This window comes from Variovorax sp. CAN15 (assembly GCF_030462475.1).
Lineage (GTDB): Bacteria > Pseudomonadota > Gammaproteobacteria > Burkholderiales > Burkholderiaceae_C > Variovorax.
The window spans coordinates 347193-364174 of sequence record NZ_JASMRZ010000001.1; the positions used below are offsets into that span (position 1 = coordinate 347193).

Sequence of the window (16982 nt, forward strand, 5' to 3'; positions counted from 1 at the left end):
CCCGGTGGACGACCATGAAGCGCATGAGCACCCCCCAACTCCTGATGATCGAAGACGACGCCCGCCTGGCGCAGATGGTGGGCGAATACCTGACGCAGTCGGGCTTCGCGTTCAACCATGCCGGCGACGGCGCCGCCGGGCTCGAGCAGCTGCAGCAGCACGCGCCCGACCTGGTGATCCTCGACCTGATGCTGCCGGACACCGACGGGCTCGAAGTCTGCCGCCGCATCCGTGCGCTGCCCGGTCCGCTGTCGAAGGTGTCGGTGCTGATGCTGACGGCCAAGGGCGACCCGATGGACCGCATCATCGGCCTGGAGATCGGCGCCGACGACTACCTGCCCAAGCCCTTCGAGCCGCGCGAACTGCTGGCGCGCATCCGCGCCGTGCTGCGCCGCCGCTCCGAGAACGCCACCGAGGCCGAGGCCTCCACGGTGATGCGCTTCGGCACGCTGGAGATCGACCGCAACGCGCGCACCGTGTCGGTGGGCGGCGCGGTGGCCGACCTCACCTCCTACCAGTTCGACCTGCTGACGGCGATGGCCGAGCGCGCGGGCCGCGTGCTCACGCGCGACCAGATCATGGAAGCCGTGCGCGGCCGCGAACTCGAGGCCTTCGACCGCTCCATCGACGTGCACATGGGCCGCATCCGCGCCGCCATCGAGGTCGACGCGAAGAATCCGAAGCGCATCCTCACCGTGCGCGGCGTGGGCTACGTCTTCGCCAAGCAGCAAGACTAGGCTGACCGCCGATGCTGCGCAGCCTCTATTCGCGCCACCTCTACGTCCGCATCTGGCTCGCGGTGGTGGGCGGGGTCGTCATCCTCACGCTGATGGCCAACTGGATCGTGCGCGAAGCCGCCGAGGCCGAGCGCGAGCGGCTGGCGCCGGTGCCGCGCAACGTGGTGGTGCTGGACGCGCAGGACAAGGCGATCGGCGCGGGCACCGCGCTGCGCGTGCCGGGCCAGGGCCTGGAATTCGACGTGACGCTCAGCGACGGCAAGTCCATCACGCTGCGGGTCGCGCCGCGCGAGCGGCCCACCGGCACCGGCGGCTTCGCGCCGTGGCGCACGCCCTTCGGGCTGGGCTGGATGATCGCGCTGGTGGGCGTGGCGGTGGCGCTGGGTGTGTACCCGATCGTGCGGCGCATCACGCAGCGGCTGGAATCGCTGCAGCGCGGGGTGCAGCGGTGGGGCGAGGGCGACCTCTCGGCGCGCGTCACAGAAGAAGGGCAGGACGAAGTGGCTGATCTATCCAAACGATTCAACGCGTCGGCCGAGCGCATCGAACAGCTGGTGCGTTCGCACAAGTCGCTGCTGGCCAACGCCTCGCACGAGCTGCGCTCGCCGCTCACCCGCATCCGCATGGGCCTGGAGCTGATGGGCGAGCGCCCGAGCCAGTCGGCGCGCGAGGAGATCTCACGCAACATCGGCGAGCTCGACCAGCTCATCGACGAGATCCTGCTGGCCAGCCGGCTCGATGCCAGCGAGGCCGACATGGGCACCATCGAGCCGGTCGACCTGACCGGCCTGGCGGCCGAGGAATGCTCGCAGGTCAACGCCGAACTCGACCTGGCCGAAGGCACCGACAACGCCAGCCTCACGGTGCCCGGCGTGTCGCGCCTGCTGCGCCGCGCGATCCGCAACCTGCTGGAGAACGCGCGCCGCTACGGCGCTGGCGAAATCGCGGTGGAACTCGGCAGCGCCAACGGCTTTGCCACCGTGCGCGTGAATGATCGCGGCCCAGGTGTGCCGCCCGCGCTGCGCGAGCGCATCTTCGAGCCCTTCTACCGCCTGCCGGGCGCGAGCGAGCGCAACGGCGGCGTGGGCCTGGGGCTGGCGCTGGTGAAGTCGATCGCCGAGCGGCACGGCGGCACCGTGCGCTGCGAAGACCGCCCAGGCGGCGGCGCGAGCTTCGTGATCCGCCTGCCGGCGGCTGCGCGCAGCCACTGAGCTGCACGCACAGGACCACCCTCGCCCGCGCGGGGCCGTGGTCAGGTTGGCTCCCGGGGCGCCAACCTAAAATCCCGCCCCTATGCAGAGATCGCACATCGTTCGGCCCGCGGCCATGTTCTGGGGGCTGGTGGTGTTCATGCCGGTCGGCGTCACCTATCTTTCGGCCATCCTGCTGCTGCTCACCATGCTGGTGGCCGGCGGCCTGGGCGAGCGCTATGCGCGGCTGCGCGCCAACCCGCTGTGGTGGCCGGTGATGGCCTACTTCGCGTGGACCTTCATCGTGCTGGCCATCGGGCAGCACTATCCCGAGACCGGCTCCAACCTGTTCCACGGCATCCGCATCGGCCTCACGATGCTGATGGCGATGGCGCTCACGCGCGAGGAAGCCGTCTGGGCGCTGCGCGGCTTCCTGCTGGTCGCGGCGCTGAACATCGTGCTGGTCATCGTCTTCTACGCGGTCGGCGGCTTTCCCATCTGGTCGCCGCTGCGCGCGGTGGTGATGGAGGTGGGCAACAAGTCGATCAGCAACGCACTGCTGTTCAGCGTGGTGGCTTCCACCGCCGCCGTGTGGGGCATCGCGCAGATCGCCGTGCACAGGCCGCTGCGCTCCATCCCCGCCTTCGTGCTGATGCTCGGGCTGGGCCTGGTGGTGGCGCTGCCGCTGACCTCGCGCACCTCGGTGCTCGCGCTGCTGCTGGTGATTCCGGTGGTGTGCATCCACCAGTGGCGCAACCACCTGAAGATGCTGGTGGGCGCGCTGGTGCTGGGCACCGTGGTGCTCGGCGCGGGGCTCTACCAGCTGCCGCAGCTGCAGCACAAGGTGGAGGTGGGCGTGCAGGAAATCGAGGAGGCGCAGGCCGGCGCGGTCTTCAAGGGCAGCTGGGCCATCCGCTACTACATGTACCGCGACACCGGCCTCATGATCGCCGACCGCCCGTTCACCGGCTGGGGCATCGGCGGCTGGACCGACCAGTGGCACAAGCGCGGCCCGGCGCTGCTGGCCGACTCGAACATGCCGCACAACGACTTCCTGTGGGTCGGCGCCCAGGGCGGCCTGCCGGCCTTGCTGAGCCTGCTCGTCATCATGGTCGCCGCCGTCTGGCAGGCATGGAGGCGGCCCGACATCGCCGGGCGCTATGCACTGGCCGCGACGCTGATCGCGCTGATCGCCTCGAGCGTGAATTCGGCCATGCGCGACGCGCAGATCGGCCTTGCGCTGCTGTTCATCTCGATGGTCTACCTGCGGCTCGCGCAGGAGAAGAACGATCCGGATCCGTGGCGCGGGATGCTGCCTTCGCGCCTCAAGGGCCTGGAGAGCCTGGAAAAAGGCCCCGCCCGCCCGGCAGCCTGAAGAGGCATCGGACGGCCGGGGCCGGACGGTTCAGCTGCCGGCGGCTCAGTGCCGCGCCGACACCGCCTCGCCGGCCTTCAGCCGGTACACCGTGCCGCAATACGGGCACTTGGCTTCGCCGGTGCGCGCCACGTCGAGGTAGACCTTCGGGTGGCTGTTCCAGAGCTTCATGTCGGCCTTGGGGCTGGGGCAGAACACGCCGCCCTGATGATTGAGCTCCTTGGCCAGGAGTTCGACGACTGCATTGGTGGACATGGTTTCTTTCAGACTTTCGTGAGCCAGTGGGCGTACTTGGGGTTCTTGCCGTTCACGATGTCGAAGAAGGCAGACTGAATCTTCTCGGTGATCGGGCCACGGGCGCCGCCGTCGCCGCGGTTGCCGATCTCGACGCGGTCGAGTTCGCGGATGGGCGTCACTTCAGCGGCGGTGCCGGTGAAGAAGGCCTCGTCGGCAATGTAGACCTCGTCGCGCGTGATGCGCTTTTGCACCAGCTCCAGGCCCAGGTCCTTGCAAACGTGCAGGATGGTGTTGCGGGTGATGCCGTTGAGCGCGCCGGCCGACAGGTCGGGCGTGTAGACCACGCCGCCCTTGACCACGAAGATGTTCTCGCCCGCGCCTTCGGACACGAAGCCGCTCGCGTCGAGCAGCAGCGCCTCGTCGTAGCCGTCGTCAAGCGCTTCCATGTTGGCCAGGATCGAGTTGGTGTAGTTGCTCACCGTCTTGGCCTGCGTCATCGTGATGTTGACGTGGTGGCGGGTGTAGCTCGAAGTCTTCACGCGGATGCCGCGCTTCATGCCCTCTTCGCCCAGGTAGGCGCCCCAGGACCAGGCCGCGACCATGGCGTGCACCTTGTTGCCCTTGGGGCTCACACCCAGCTTCTCGGAGCCGATCCAGATCAGCGGGCGCAGGTAGCAGCTCTCGAGCTTGTTCTCGCGCACCACCTGCTTCTGGGCCTCGTTGAGCTGTTCCTGCGTGAAAGGGATCTTCATGCGCAGGATCTTGGCGCTGTTGAACAGGCGCTCGGTGTGCTCGGCCAGGCGGAAGATCGCGGTGCTGCCATCGGCCGTCTTGTAGGCGCGCACGCCCTCGAAGGCGCCGCAGCCGTAGTGCAGCGTGTGGCTCAGCACGTGGATCTTGGCGTCGCGCCAGTCCACGAGTTCGCCGTCCATCCAGATCTTGCCGTCACGGTCGTCCAGCGAGGGGGGGATCGAGCTCATTTCCTGATTCCTTTGGGATCGGTGTGGGGGTGCGACAGGAAGGGAAGTCGCAAAAGCTTGCGATTTTACGGCCGCGCCCGGAACGGGGTGCCCGACAATGGCCGGCTGTCCAAACCGTTGGAAAAGGGTTTCCGTGTCCGTATTCAAGAACGTCATCGTCTATCGCATCGAACCTGCCTGGTCCCAGACACTGGCCGAGGCGGAAGAAGGGCTCGGCAAGCAGCGCTTCGAGCCCTGCGGCCCCTCGCAGGAAAAGTCCGCCGGCTGGATCGAGCCCCGCGGCGAAGCCAACGGCCCGCTGGTGGAGTCCATCGACGGCCAGTGGCTGGTCGAATACATGATCGAGAGCAAGCAGGTGCCCGGCTCGGTGGTTCGCCGCAAGGTCGACGAGCGCTGCGCCCACATCGAGGCCACCACCGGCCGCAAGCCCGGCAAGAAGGAAAAGAAGGAGCTCAAGGAAGACATCACCCTGGAGCTGCTGCCCATGGCCTTCACCCGCAGCGCGCGCGTGACGGTGTGGATCGACAAGGCCGAGAACCGCCTGGTGATCAACACCGGCAACGCCTCGCGCGCCGACGAAGTGGTCACCAGCCTCGTGAAGTCGCTCGACGGCTTCGCGGTGGCGCTCATCAACACCCAGATCGAGCCCGCGGCCGCCATGGCCAACTGGCTGCTCACGCAGGAGCCGCCGGCCGGCTTCACCATCGACCGCGAGTGCGAGCTCAAGGCCAGCGACGACTCCAAGGCCGTGGTGCGCTACGCCAAGCACCCGCTGGACATCGACGAGGTGAAGCAGCACATCACCGACGGCAAGCGTCCCACCCGCCTCGCGCTGACCTGGGACGACCGCGTCTCCTTCGAGCTCACGCACGGCCTGCTGATCCGCAAGATCGCCTTCCTCGAAGGCACGGGCGATGGCGCGGCGGGCGGCAAGAAGGAAGACAACTTCGACGCCGACGTGGCCATCGCCACGGGCGAACTGGGACAGTTGGTGCCGGCGCTGCTCGATGCGCTGGGTGGCGAAGCTGCCTTCTCGGCGGCAGCGCCGGACGAAGCGCCGAAGCCTGCCGCTGCAACCGCGCCCACGACGACGGTGTCTGCCGACGCACCCGAGGAAGAAGACGCGCCGTTCTGAGGCCGTGGCGGCTCAGGCGACCAAGTAGGTCTGGGCCAACCGGACCCAGCAAGCGGCCCCCAACGGCAGCACTTCGTCGTTGAAGTCGTAGCCGGGGTTGTGCACCATGCAGCCGCCGAACTCGCCCTCCCCGTTACCGAGCAGCAGATAGCAGCCCGGCAGCTCGGAGAGCATCCAGGCGAAGTCCTCGCTGCCGGCAAAACCCTTGGGCGCCTGCGTGACGACGTTCTCCTCGCCCACCAGCTCGGCGCACACCCGTGCCGCGAGCTGCGTCTCGGCCGCTGTGTTGACCACCGGCGGCACCAGCGCGCGGTAATCGACCTCGGCCTCCACGCCGTGCGCCTGCGCGGTGAGGCTCACGATCTCGCGGATGCGCTGCTCGACCAGCGCGCGCGTCTCGGGCCGTGCCGCGCGCACGTTCAGGCCCAGCGACACCGACTGCGGAATCACGTTGTGCGTGGCGCCGCCGCGGATGAAGCCCACCGACACCACCGCCGTGTCGTCCGGCGCCACGTTGCGCGCCACCACCGTCTGCAGGGCCGTCACCACGGCCGCCGCCGCCGCGACCGGGTCTCGTGCGCGATGCGGCATGGCGCCGTGCCCGCCCACGCCCTTGATGGTCACGTCGGCCACGTCGGAGGACAGCGTGAGCGGCCCCTCGACCGCCAGCATGGTGCCCACCGGCACGCCCGGCGCGTTGTGCAGCGCGTACACCGCATCGCAGGGGAAACGCTCGAACAGGCCGTCCTCGATCATCGCGCGCGCGCCGCAGAGGTTTTCTTCATCGGGCTGGAAGATCAGATTCAGCGTGCCGTCGAAGTCGCGCGCCTTCGCCAGCGCCTTGGCGGCCGCCAGCAGGATGGCCGTGTGGCCGTCGTGCCCGCAGGCGTGCATGCGCCCCGCATTGCGGCTCGCATACGGCAGGCCGGTGGCCTCGGTGATGGGCAGCGCGTCCATGTCGGCGCGAATGCCCAGGCGGCGCGTGCCGCTGCCCAGCCTGAGCTGCGCCACGATGCCGGTACGGCCAATGCCGGTGTGCACCTCGTAGCCCCAGCTGCGCAGCAGGTTCGCGACGAGTTCGCTGGTGGCGTTGACCTCGAAGCCGAGCTCGGGGTTGGCGTGGATCTGCCTGCGGATGTCGACGAAGGCCTGGGTGTCGACGTCGGCCTGAGGCAGCAGGCGCGACAGGAGCTTCGTGGTCTGGGGGCTGAGTTGGCGGGTCATTCGGGGAGCTTCCTGCTTGTGATCGTCGTGGAGTTCATGCCGCCTTGCGCTCGCGCAGGCTCAGCAGCGCGCCAAGGCTCAGCACGCCGCAGACCATCATGTAGAAAGCGGGCGACATCGGGTTGCCGGTCTTCGCGAGCAGCCATGTCACGATGAACTGCGACGAGCCGCCGAACACCGTCACGCCCACGCTGTAGATCACCGAGATGCCGCTGGCGCGCACGCCGGCCGGCAGCATCTCCAGCAACATCAGGAACATGGGCGTGGTGCCGATGTTCACGCTCGCGGTGAGCAGGGCCGAGAGTGCCAGCACCAGCGGCACGCTCGGGTATTGGCCGATGAGCCAGAACACCGGGTACACCGCGATCACGCTGAAGAGCAGCGAGCCGACCACCAGCGGCTTGCGATCGGGCAGCCTGTCGGCCAGCCGCCCCGCCACCAGCGACACCACGAACAGCGTGATGCCCGTGACGCAGCCCGACAGCAGCGACAGCGACGGCGGCATGTGCAGCACGCGGATCATGTAGGTGGGCATGAAGAACACCACGAGGTACATCGTGGCCGTGCCGGCGGTGGTGGCCAGGATGCCCTTGAGCACCAGCCCGCCGTGCTCGCGCAGCAGCCGGCCGATGGGGCTGGACTCGTGGCTCTCGGCGACGTGCGTCTCTTCCAGGTGCGCGCGGATGTAGAGCCCCACCGGCGCGATCAGCAGCCCGAGCAGGAACGGCAGGCGCCAGCCCCAGCTCTCCAGCGATGCCTGCGGCAGCACGGCATACAGCGCGGCGCCGGTGAGCGCGCCCAGCAGCGCCGAAACGCCCTGGCTCGCGAGCTGCCAGCTCACGCGGAAGCCCCGGCCCTTCACGCCGCCCGCCTCCATCAGCATCGACGTGGCGGCACCCACCTCGCCGCCGAGCGAGAAGCCCTGCAGTAACCGGCCCAGCACGATCATCAGCGAGCCGAAGACGCCGGCCGACGCATAAGAGGGCGCGAAGGCGATGCACAGCGTGCCCAGCACCATGAGGCCGATGGTCAGCGTCATCGCCGCCTTGCGGCCCCTGCGGTCGGCGTAGTTGCCGATGATCACGCCGCCCAGCGGGCGCATCACGAAGCCGATGCCGAAGGTGGCCACCGCCAGCAGCAGCGAGCCGTAGGGGCTGTCGGAGGGGAAGAACAGCTTGCCGATCAGCAGCGCGAAGAAGCTGTAGACGGTGAAGTCGTACATCTCCAGCGCGTTGCCCAGCGAGCAGGCGGCGATCAGGCGGAACTGGCTCTGCTTTCCCTTGCCTTGTGCCGTGGCGCCAGTTGAAGAAGAACCCAGGATCGGGCTTGCGGGCAATGCGGCTTCGCTCATCTAATGTCACTCCACGTACAGGTTGCGAGAGGGCGTGCATCGACTGCGGGCCCGTTCGCGGCGGAGTATTCAGGCAAAGCGCTGCGGCGAAGAATCACAAATTTTCATGCTGATAACCAAACGGCATCCCCGTCATAAACAGTCGCCGGAGACCATCGGGACAACCCCCAAAAGGCCTCTTTCCGGGAGCGGCGCACCACGATGAAGCTGCAACAGTTGCGCGTACTGCTGGCCGTGGCGCAGCACGGCAGCATCCACGAGGCCTCGCGCAGCCTTCACACCACCCAGCCTGCGCTGTCGAAGACCATCTCGGAACTGGAGCGCGAACTCGGCGTGACGCTGATGTCCCGCTCGACGCGCGGCGTGAGCCTCACGGCCTACGGCACGGCGCTGGTCAAGCGCGCGAGCGTGGTCGAGCAGGAGTTGCGGCACGCGCTGGAGGACATCGAGGCGATACGCGGGCACGACGAGGCGCAGCTCAACATCGGCTTCACCGCCGTGGCCTCGAGCGGGCCGCTGCCCGATGCGATGGCATCGTTCCGCAGGCGCTTTCCCAACGTGGCGCTGCGCGGCTTCGAGCTGCGGCCGCAGCAGATCTTCGAGGGATTGCGCGAGGGCCGGCTCGACCTGGGCCTGGTCTCCACCTGCAACGGTCCGGGCACCAACGCCTTCCAGTGGGAGCCGCTCTTCTCGGTGGCCATGCACCTGTCGGTGCGCGCCGGCCATCCGCTGCGGCGCGTGCGCAGGCTGCAGCCGCTGGTGGACGCCGACTGGCTGGTGCTCGACCCGATCGACGACGCGGGCAGCCCGCTGGTGAGCATGATGAACATGCACGGGCTGGAGATACCCAGGCGCATGGTGCAGAGCGCCTCGAACCTGCTGGGCCTGCAGCTGGCCACGCAGACCGACCTGATCAGCATGTGGTCGGACTTCGTGTTCCACGGGGCGGGGCCGCTGCGGCTGCAGCCCCATCTGCTGGAGAAATTGCCGATCACCGACGAGCTGCCGGACTTCGACGTGTTCCTGGTCTACCGCTCGGCCGACCTGATGACGCACGCATGCGCCGAATTCGCGAAGGAGGCGCGCCACCAGGCGAAGGCCAATCCGCCGTGGCGGCAGCCCCGGCGCAAGGGGAGCACGGTCTAGGCTGCCGTGTTGTTGGCCTCGTCGTCAGCCGGCGTTTCGGGGCGGGTGAGGGTCCAGCTCTGCAGCTTGCCGCCGTTGAACACGGCATCGACGTACGAGCTGCCGCCGTCGGTCCAGCGGTAGTGCTCGGGCTGCTCGTCCTTGGGCGAGCGCAGTTCGCCGAGGGCGCGGGTCATCGCGATCACGTGCATCAGCGTCACGCCGGGCTTGAGCTTGGCGTTGAGCATCACCGCGCTGGCCACGTAGCCCACCGGCCGCTCGGCCGCGCGCTTGAGCACCTGCATGGCGCGGTTGAAGTGCAGCAGCAGGAACATCACGATCGCGCCGCCGGCCAGGGCGACACCGCCCCATCCGGCCGCGCGCCAGGCCAGCGCCATGACGACGATGGCGCCCAGAGGCAGCAGAAAGTTCTTGAAATTCATGGCGCGCATTGTCGCCGCCCGTGCGCGCCCTCCGAAGTAGCCACCCCGACTACCGCAAGGGGCGAAAAACGGTACTCGGCTTCAAAAGCGATCCGTACCGGCGCATCGGCGGGCACATTTCGCCGCACGGGCATCTGCCCGGGCCACCGAAAAGCGTATGACCATTCCGCGCTCCGTCACATTCGTTCGTCTCACCCTCGCCGCCACGCTCACGGCCGCCGCGCTCAGCGGCTGCTACGTCGTGCCGCTCGGGCAACCCGCTCCTTCGGCGCCGCCTTCGCAGGCCTACGCCGTCCCGCCGGGCCCGGTCGCACAGACCTTCAACGCGCGGCTGTACCCGTCGAACGCCGAGGCCTCGCGCTACGGCGTCGTCTCCGGCACGGTGACCAACGACATGAACGGCCGCGGCCACTTCAACGCACAGATCGGCGGCGAACAGTTTCAGGGAGAGGCAACCCGGGTCGCCGGCTCGCGCGCCAACGGTGTGGCGAACGCCACCGGCAGCCGCGGCGGCAACCTGAGTTGCCAGTATTCGATGAACTCGGCCACGCTGGGCAGCGGCCAATGCGTGCTCAACAGCGGACCGGCGTTCACGATGCACATCGGGGGATAGGGAGGGTAGGCCCGGCGCGCCACCGCGCGCGCCGGGTCATTTTTTCCCCCAGCTTCAGTCGAGGCGGCGGACCACCTCCATCGCCTCCTCGATGCGGTCCACCGCGTGGATCGTCAGCCCTTCGATTTCCTTCGCGCCCTTTCGCGGCGCGTTCGCCTTGGGCACCACCGCCACGCTGAAACCCAGCTTGGCGGCCTCGCGCAGGCGCTCCTGCCCGCGCGGCGCGGGACGCACCTCGCCGGCCAGGCCCACTTCGCCGAAAGCGATGAAGCCCTTGGGCAACGGCTTGCCGCGCAGGCTGGAGGTAATGGACAGCATCACGGCCAGGTCGGCCGCGGGCTCGCTGATGCGAACGCCGCCCACCGCGTTCACGAACACGTCCTGGTCCATGCAGGCCACGCCGGCATGGCGGTGCAGCACAGCCAGCAGCATCGCGAGGCGGTCGCGGTCCAGGCCCACCGAGAGGCGGCGCGGGCTCGGGCCGCCGTTGTCGACCAGCGCCTGGATTTCCACCAGCATCGGCCGCGTGCCTTCCAGCGTGACGAGCACCACGCTGCCGGGCACGGGCTCGGCATGCTGGCTCAGGAAGATGGCACTCGGGTTGGTCACGCCCTTGAGGCCGCGCTCGGTCATGGCGAACACGCCGATCTCGTTGACCGCGCCGAAGCGGTTCTTGATGGCGCGCACGAGGCGGAAGCTCGAATGCGTGTCGCCCTCGAAGTACAGCACCGTGTCGACCATGTGCTCCAGCACGCGAGGGCCCGCGAGCGCGCCCTCCTTCGTGACGTGGCCCACCAGCACCACCGCCGTGCCGCTGGTCTTGGCGAAGCGCGTGAGGTGCGCCGCGCACTCGCGCACCTGCGCCACGGAGCCCGGGGCAGAGGTGAGCTGGTCGGAATACACGGTCTGGATCGAGTCGATCACCGCGATGGCCGGGCGCGTGGCGTCGAGCGTGGCAATGATCTTCTCGAGCTGGATCTCGGCCAGCACCTGCACCTGCGAGTGGTCCAGGCCCAGCCGCCTGGAGCGCAGCGCCACCTGCGAGCCGCTTTCCTCGCCGGTGACGTAGAGCGCGTTCTGCCCTGCGTGCTGCAGCGCATCGACCGCCTGCAGCAGCAGCGTCGACTTGCCGATGCCCGGGTCGCCGCCGATCAGCGTGACGCCGCCCGAGACGATGCCGCCGCCCAGCACGCGGTCGAGCTCGTCGATGCCGGTGGGCGTGCGCGCGACATCGGTCGCCTCGATCTCGGAAAGCGTCGCGAGCTCCGATGCCCCCGCGAGCGACGCGAACTGGGTGCCGAAGCGGTTGTTGGCGGGCCTGCTGCCCGCGCCCGCGACCTGCTCGACGAGCGTGTTCCATGCGCCGCAGCTGGGGCATTTGCCCAGCCACTTCGGGCTGGTGCCGCCGCATTCGCTGCAGACGAAAAGTGTTTTGTCCTTGGCCATCCTTCGAGTTTAGGTGGCCGGGCGCGACACCTCGTCAGTCGTTGGCCTGGAAGTTCACCGCCTTCATGATCGCCGCCCATCGCGCGGTGTCCTCGCGCATGGTCTTCAGCAGCGCCTCGGGGCCGTCGCCGACCGGGTACATGCCGTTCTGCAGCAGCTGCTGGCGCACCTCGCGCGAGTTCACCGCGCGCGTGAACTCGGCGCGCAGCTGGTCGAGCACCGGCTTGGGCGTCTTCAGCGGCGCGTAGTAGGCGAACCAGGCGGTCGCCACCACATCCTTCAGGCCGCTCTCGACGAAGGTGGGCAGGCTGGGCATCAGCGGCGAGCGCTTCTCGCCGCTGGTGGCGATCACCTTCACCCGGCCGGTGGGCAGCAGCTGCAGCGCGCCACCGACGGTATCGAAGTAGGCGGGGACGATGCCGCCCATCACGTCCTGGCGCGCCGGCGTGGAGCCGCGGTAGGGCACGTGCACCATCGACAGCCCCGCGGAGCGGTTGAGCATCTCGCCGAGAAAGTGCGAGGGCGTGCCCGCGCCGTACGACGCGAAGCTCACGCCGCCGGGCTGCTTCCTGGCCCAGGCGATGAATTCGGCGACCGTGTTGGCCGGCACGTCCTTGTGCACCACCAGCGCGAGTTCGAAGCGGGCCGCGTTGATGAGGGGCTGGAAGTCCTTCACCGGGTCGTAGGTCAGGTTCCTGTAGGCGCTGGGGAACATGGTCATCATGCTCGCGGTGCCCAGCAGCAGCGTGTGGCCGTCGGGCGCGGCGGTCTTCACCACGTCGACCGCGATGCGCCCGGCGGCGCCGGAACGGTTGTCCACGATGAGCGGGCCGAGCGACTCGCGCACTTCCTGCGCGATGGCGCGCGTGAGCACGTCCTGCGTGCCGCCGGCGGGCACGCCGATCAGCACGCGGATGGGTGTGCCGCGCGCGATCGCCTGCTGTTGAGCCTGTACCGTGGCGGCGAGCGGCGCGAGGGCCATGCCGCCGAGCGCGGCCAGTACGCGGCGTCGGCTCGATGGATGCAGGGGCCGGGAATCTGTAGTCATCTGTCTTTTGTCTCCGTTCTTTCCCGCCTGCGCAGCGCACGGCAGGTCGCGGCCACTTTAGAGCGTCGACAATTGGTTCATCTAATCAATCATCGCCCGGGCAAACCCCTATGCCTCTGCACGCACCGCCGCGCACGCTCGACGACCTGCTGCTCTACCGCACCAGCCGGCTGCTGTCGGTCGCGGGCAGCATGGTGATCCGGCTGTGCGAGGGGCGCTTCGGCATCACGCGGCGCGAATGGCGGCTCATCGCCACGCTCGCGGGGCACGGCGCGCTGGGCTCGTCGCAGCTGGCCGAGCATGCGCAGCTCGACCGGGCGCGCACGTCGCGCGCAGTGAGTTCGCTGGTCGAGAAGGGCTTGGTCTCGCGCGAGCAGCCCGCGGGCGACAGGCGCCATGTGCTCCTGCGCCTGACCGCGCGGGGCACGAAGCTCCACGCGGAGTTGTATCCGCTGGTCTGCGCGATCAACACCGAACTGCTCGGCGCGCTGGACACCGCCGAGGCCGCGCTGCTCGACGACATGCTGCAGCGCCTGCACGCGCGCGGCGAGGCAATGGTGGCCGCGGCCGACCTGCCCAAGGCCGACCGGCGCCGCCGCGAAGCACCCGCCGCGCGCTGAAGCCCGCCGCACGGCTCATCCGTGCATACCCTAGGTTTGCGGATCGATCGAGCAATCGGCTAGGAAAGCCGCGACGATTCATTTAACATGTTAAGTAATTTCGGAAGAGACAAGCCTTGAGCACCACATTCACTCATCGCAACCTGCCGCGCCTTCTGCTGCAGGCACGCGAAGCCGTGATGGCCCACACCCGGCCCAGCCTGCGCGAGCACGCGCTGTCCGACCAGCAATGGCGCGTGCTGCGCGTGCTGGGCGAGCACGGCGCGGTCGACACCGGCCGCGTGGCGCGCGAGGCCTTCATCCTCGGGCCCAGCCTCACCGGCGTGCTCGCGCGCATGGAGCGCGACAACCTCATCACCCGCGCGCGCGATCCGGCCGACCAGCGCCGCACCGTGGTCGAGGCCACGCCGCACGGCATGAAGCTGGTGAAGCGGCTGGGCAGCAGCATCGAGGCCCACTACGACTGGATGGAAAAGTCCCTCGGCAAGGCCAGGCTCGCGCAGCTCTACGGGCTGCTCGACGAACTCATCGCACTGGAGCAACCTTCGCCATGAGCAGCACTCCCCATTTCCTGCCCACGGGCACGGTGTACGGCACCCTGCTGAACTTCCGCGCCGAAGCCGAAGCGCTCGCGCCGCAGATGACGCAGCCGCCCTACAAAGCACCGCCCAAGGCGCCTGTTCTCTACGTGAAGACGGCCAACACCTGGAGCCCGCATGGCAGCGCCATCACGGTGCCGGCCGACGTGCCGGAGATCGAAGTCGGCGCGAGCATCGGCATGGTGATCGGCGCCGAAGGCGACGTCGAAGGCTTCGTGCTGATGAACGACCTGTCGATCCCGCACGCGAGCTTCTTCCGGCCGCCGGTCAAGTTCAAGTGCGTAGACGGCTTCCTCGGCATCGGCCCCGTGCTGCGCGACGCTCAGGAAGTGGCCGACCCCGCGAACTTCCGCGCCGAGGTGCGCATCAACGGCGAGCTCAGGCAGTCGCTCGACTTCTCGCAGCTCGTGCGCCCGGCACAGCAGCTGCTCGCCGACGTCGGCGAATTCATGACGCTCGCGCACGGCGACGTGCTGATGCTCGGCTGCGGCCCCGGCCGTCCGCTGGCACGCGCGGGCGACCGCATCGACATCTCCGCGCCGGGTTTCGAGACCCTGAGCAACACGCTGGTGAAGGAAGCCACGGCATGAAGCACGCACGCGTCATCTTCGAAGGCCGCGAGCACACCGGCACCAGCCACGAGTTCGACGGCCGTCCCGACGCTGCGGTGCGGCTGGACGACGGCCGCGTCGTGCCGCAGGAGCAGCTCGTGTGGCTGCCGCCGCTCGCCCCCGTCACGCGCCCGCGCACCATCCTCGCGCTGGGCCTCAACTACGCCGACCACGCCAAGGAGCTCGAGTTCAAGGCGCCCGAGGAGCCGCTGGTGTTCGTCAAGGGCCAGAGCGCGCTCATCGGCCACCGGCAGCACACGCTTCGCCCGGCCGGCGTGCAGTTCATGCACTACGAATGCGAGCTCGCCATCGTGGTCGGCAGGACCGCGAAGAACGTGAAGCGCGACGACGCCTACGACTTCATCGGCGGCTACACGGTGGCCAACGACTACGCCATCCGCGACTACCTGGAGAACTGGTACCGCCCCAACCTGCGCGTGAAGAACCGCGACACCTGCACGCCGCTGGGCCCGTGGTTCGTGGACGCCGCCGACATCGACGACCCGATGGCGCTCGCGCTGCGCACCACGGTGAACGGCACCGTCACGCAGGAGGGCAACACGCGCGACATGATCTTCGACGCGCCGTTCCTCATCGAGTACTTCAGCCGCTTCATGACGCTCTCGCCAGGCGACCTGATCCTCACCGGCACGCCCGACGGCGTGGTCGATTGCAAGCCGGGCGACGTCGTCGTCACCGAGATCGAGCGCATCGGCGCGCTCATGAACACCATCGAGACAATCCAAGGAAAAGCATGAGAGTCGATCACCTGATCAACGGCAAGAGCGTTGCCGGCACCGACTACTTCGAGACCGTCAACCCCGCCACGCAGGAAGTGCTGGCCGAAGTCGCCTCGGGCGGCGAGGCCGAGGCGACTTCGGCCGTGGCCGCCGCCAAGGAAGCCTTCCCCAAATGGGCCGGCATGCCCGCGCCGGAGCGCGCGAAGCTGATCCGCAAGCTCGGCGACCTGATCGCGAAGAACGTGCCCGAGATCGCGCAGACCGAGACCAACGACTGCGGCCAGGTGATCGCGCAGACCGGCAAGCAGCTGGTGCCGCGCGCGGCCGACAACTTCTACTACTTCGCCGAGATGTGCACGCGCGTGGACGGCCACACCTACCCCACGCCCACGCACCTGAACTACACGCTGTTCCACCCGGTGGGCGTGTGCGCGCTCATCAGCCCGTGGAACGTGCCCTTCATGACGGCCACCTGGAAGGTCGCGCCCTGCCTGGCCTTCGGCAACACCGCCGTGCTGAAGATGAGCGAGCTCTCGCCGCTGACGGCCGCGCGCCTCGGGGAACTGGCGCTGGAGGCCGGCATTCCGCCCGGCGTGCTGAACCTGGTGCACGGCTACGGCAAGGAGGCCGGCGAGCCGCTGGTGAGCCACCCCGACGTGCGCGCCATCTCGTTCACCGGCTCCACCGCCACCGGCAACCGCATCGTGAAGAGCGCGGGCCTGAAGAAGTTCAGCATGGAGCTCGGCGGCAAGAGCCCCTTCGTGATCTTCGAGGACGCCGACCTCGACCGCGCGCTCGACGCGGCCGTGTTCATGATCTTCAGCAACAACGGCGAGCGCTGCACGGCCGGCTCGCGCATCCTGGTGCAGCAGTCGATCTACGCCGACTTCGCCGCGAAATTCGCCGAGCGCGCGAAGCGCATCACCGTCGGCGACCCGCTGGACGAGAAGACCATCGTCGGCCCGATGATCTCGCAGGCCCACCTGGCCAAGGTGCGCAGCTACATCGAGCTGGGCCCGAAGGAAGGCGCCACTTTGCTGTGCGGCGGCCTCGAAGGCCCGGCCAACCTGCCCGATCGCGTGAAGAAGGGCAACTACGTGGTGCCCACCGTGTTCGCCGACGTGGGCAACCGCATGAAGATTGCGCAGGACGAGATCTTCGGCCCCGTCGCCTGCCTGATTCCGTTCAAGGACGAGGCAGATGCCATTCGCCTGGCCAACGACATCCAGTACGGCCTGAGCAGCTACGTGTGGACCGAGAACATCGGCAAGGCGCACCGCGTGGCCGCGGCCGTGGAAGCCGGCATGTGCTTCGTCAACAGCCAGAACGTGCGCGACCTGCGCCAGCCCTTCGGCGGCACCAAGGCCTCGGGCACGGGCCGCGAAGGCGGCACCTGGAGCTACGAGGTGTTCTGCGAGCCGAAGAACGTGGCGGTGTCGCTGGGCTCGCACCACATTCCGCACTGGGGCGTGGCGTGAGCCACGGTCCCAAAGTCGTGTTGGGGCGTG

General features: G+C 68.6%; 18 protein-coding genes. 11 read left to right on the top strand and 7 right to left on the bottom strand.

Going from position 1 to position 16982, the window contains the following annotated elements; translation table 11 throughout:
- The first annotated feature begins 14 nt into the window (after positions 1–14).
- From QMO14_RS01535 to QMO14_RS01545, 3 genes are all read left to right on the top strand, one after another.
- Positions 15–737, top strand: a complete 723-nt coding sequence (locus QMO14_RS01535; RefSeq protein WP_301503841.1) for a response regulator — start codon at positions 15–17, stop codon at positions 735–737.
- An 11-nt stretch (positions 738–748) separates the two neighbouring features.
- Positions 749–1948 carry an ATP-binding protein gene (locus QMO14_RS01540; protein ID WP_301503842.1) on the top strand — a complete coding sequence of 400 codons (1200 nt, stop codon included), beginning with the start codon at positions 749–751 and terminating at the stop codon, positions 1946–1948.
- A gap of 82 nt (positions 1949–2030) precedes the next feature.
- Positions 2031–3302 (top strand): O-antigen ligase, encoded by a 1272-nt coding sequence (locus QMO14_RS01545; protein ID WP_301503843.1) that lies wholly within the window; start codon positions 2031–2033, stop codon positions 3300–3302.
- A gap of 45 nt (positions 3303–3347) precedes the next feature.
- Here QMO14_RS01545 and QMO14_RS01550 read toward each other — a convergent pair whose 3' ends face one another.
- Both QMO14_RS01550 and QMO14_RS01555 read right to left on the bottom strand, forming a co-directional pair.
- A complete protein-coding gene (locus QMO14_RS01550) occupies positions 3348–3557 on the bottom strand; it encodes a zinc-finger domain-containing protein (RefSeq protein ID WP_013538728.1) in 210 nt (69 codons plus the stop codon).
- Positions 3558–3565: 8 nt separating this feature from the next.
- Positions 3566–4519: a branched-chain amino acid transaminase gene (locus QMO14_RS01555; protein ID WP_301503844.1), complete on the bottom strand. Its 954-nt coding sequence runs from the start codon at positions 4517–4519 to the stop codon at positions 3566–3568.
- Positions 4520–4652: 133 nt separating this feature from the next.
- On the opposite strand from QMO14_RS01555, the gene QMO14_RS01560 reads away from it, so the two are divergent.
- Complete coding sequence (locus QMO14_RS01560) at positions 4653–5654, top strand: recombination-associated protein RdgC (RefSeq protein WP_301503845.1); 1002 nt, start codon at positions 4653–4655, stop codon at positions 5652–5654.
- Between the two features lie 12 nt (positions 5655–5666).
- Here QMO14_RS01560 and QMO14_RS01565 read toward each other — a convergent pair whose 3' ends face one another.
- Together QMO14_RS01565 and QMO14_RS01570 are read right to left on the bottom strand one after the other, a co-directional pair.
- The gene (locus tag QMO14_RS01565; RefSeq protein ID WP_301503846.1) at positions 5667–6878 is read right to left on the bottom strand and encodes a M20 aminoacylase family protein; all 1212 of its coding nucleotides are present in this window, start codon (positions 6876–6878) and stop codon (positions 5667–5669) included.
- A 34-nt stretch (positions 6879–6912) separates the two neighbouring features.
- A complete protein-coding gene (locus QMO14_RS01570; protein ID WP_301503847.1) occupies positions 6913–8229 on the bottom strand; it encodes an MFS transporter in 1317 nt (438 codons plus the stop codon).
- Positions 8230–8430: 201 nt separating this feature from the next.
- On the opposite strand from QMO14_RS01570, the gene QMO14_RS01575 reads away from it, so the two are divergent.
- Positions 8431–9375: a LysR family transcriptional regulator gene (locus QMO14_RS01575; RefSeq protein ID WP_301503848.1), complete on the top strand. Its 945-nt coding sequence runs from the start codon at positions 8431–8433 to the stop codon at positions 9373–9375.
- Here QMO14_RS01575 and QMO14_RS01580 read toward each other — a convergent pair.
- Positions 9372–9806, bottom strand: coding sequence for a glycerate kinase (locus QMO14_RS01580; RefSeq protein WP_301503849.1), 435 nt, complete (start codon positions 9804–9806; stop codon positions 9372–9374). The two genes, QMO14_RS01575 and QMO14_RS01580, sit on opposite strands and share 4 nt — an antisense overlap.
- 148 nt (positions 9807–9954) lie before the next feature.
- Between QMO14_RS01580 and QMO14_RS01585 the strand changes: the two genes are divergently transcribed.
- Positions 9955–10410 carry a hypothetical protein gene (locus QMO14_RS01585; protein ID WP_301503850.1) on the top strand — a complete coding sequence of 152 codons (456 nt, stop codon included), beginning with the start codon at positions 9955–9957 and terminating at the stop codon, positions 10408–10410.
- 54 nt (positions 10411–10464) lie between these two features.
- On the opposite strand, the gene radA is transcribed toward QMO14_RS01585, so the two are convergent.
- Positions 10465–11856, bottom strand: coding sequence for a DNA repair protein RadA (radA, locus tag QMO14_RS01590; RefSeq protein ID WP_301503851.1), 1392 nt, complete (start codon positions 11854–11856; stop codon positions 10465–10467).
- 34 nt (positions 11857–11890) lie between these two features.
- Positions 11891–12904 (bottom strand): tripartite tricarboxylate transporter substrate binding protein, encoded by a 1014-nt coding sequence (locus tag QMO14_RS01595; protein ID WP_301503852.1) that lies wholly within the window; start codon positions 12902–12904, stop codon positions 11891–11893.
- A gap of 110 nt (positions 12905–13014) precedes the next feature.
- Between QMO14_RS01595 and QMO14_RS01600 the strand changes: the two genes are divergently transcribed.
- From QMO14_RS01600 to hpaE, 5 genes are all read left to right on the top strand, one after another.
- Positions 13015–13524, top strand: a complete 510-nt coding sequence (locus QMO14_RS01600; RefSeq protein ID WP_301503853.1) for a MarR family winged helix-turn-helix transcriptional regulator — start codon at positions 13015–13017, stop codon at positions 13522–13524.
- Positions 13525–13640: 116 nt separating this feature from the next.
- Positions 13641–14078, top strand: a complete 438-nt coding sequence (hpaR, locus tag QMO14_RS01605; protein WP_301503854.1) for a homoprotocatechuate degradation operon regulator HpaR — start codon at positions 13641–13643, stop codon at positions 14076–14078.
- The gene (locus QMO14_RS01610; RefSeq protein ID WP_301503855.1) at positions 14075–14713 is read left to right on the top strand and encodes a fumarylacetoacetate hydrolase family protein; all 639 of its coding nucleotides are present in this window, start codon (positions 14075–14077) and stop codon (positions 14711–14713) included. The genes hpaR and QMO14_RS01610 overlap by 4 nt, the downstream gene beginning before the upstream one ends.
- Positions 14710–15492 carry a fumarylacetoacetate hydrolase family protein gene (locus tag QMO14_RS01615; protein ID WP_301503856.1) on the top strand — a complete coding sequence of 261 codons (783 nt, stop codon included), beginning with the start codon at positions 14710–14712 and terminating at the stop codon, positions 15490–15492. The genes QMO14_RS01610 and QMO14_RS01615 overlap by 4 nt, the downstream gene beginning before the upstream one ends.
- Positions 15489–16952 (top strand): 5-carboxymethyl-2-hydroxymuconate semialdehyde dehydrogenase, encoded by a 1464-nt coding sequence (gene hpaE, locus QMO14_RS01620; RefSeq protein WP_301503857.1) that lies wholly within the window; start codon positions 15489–15491, stop codon positions 16950–16952. Before QMO14_RS01615 ends, hpaE begins: the two co-directional genes overlap by 4 nt.
- Positions 16953–16982 lie beyond the last annotated feature (30 nt).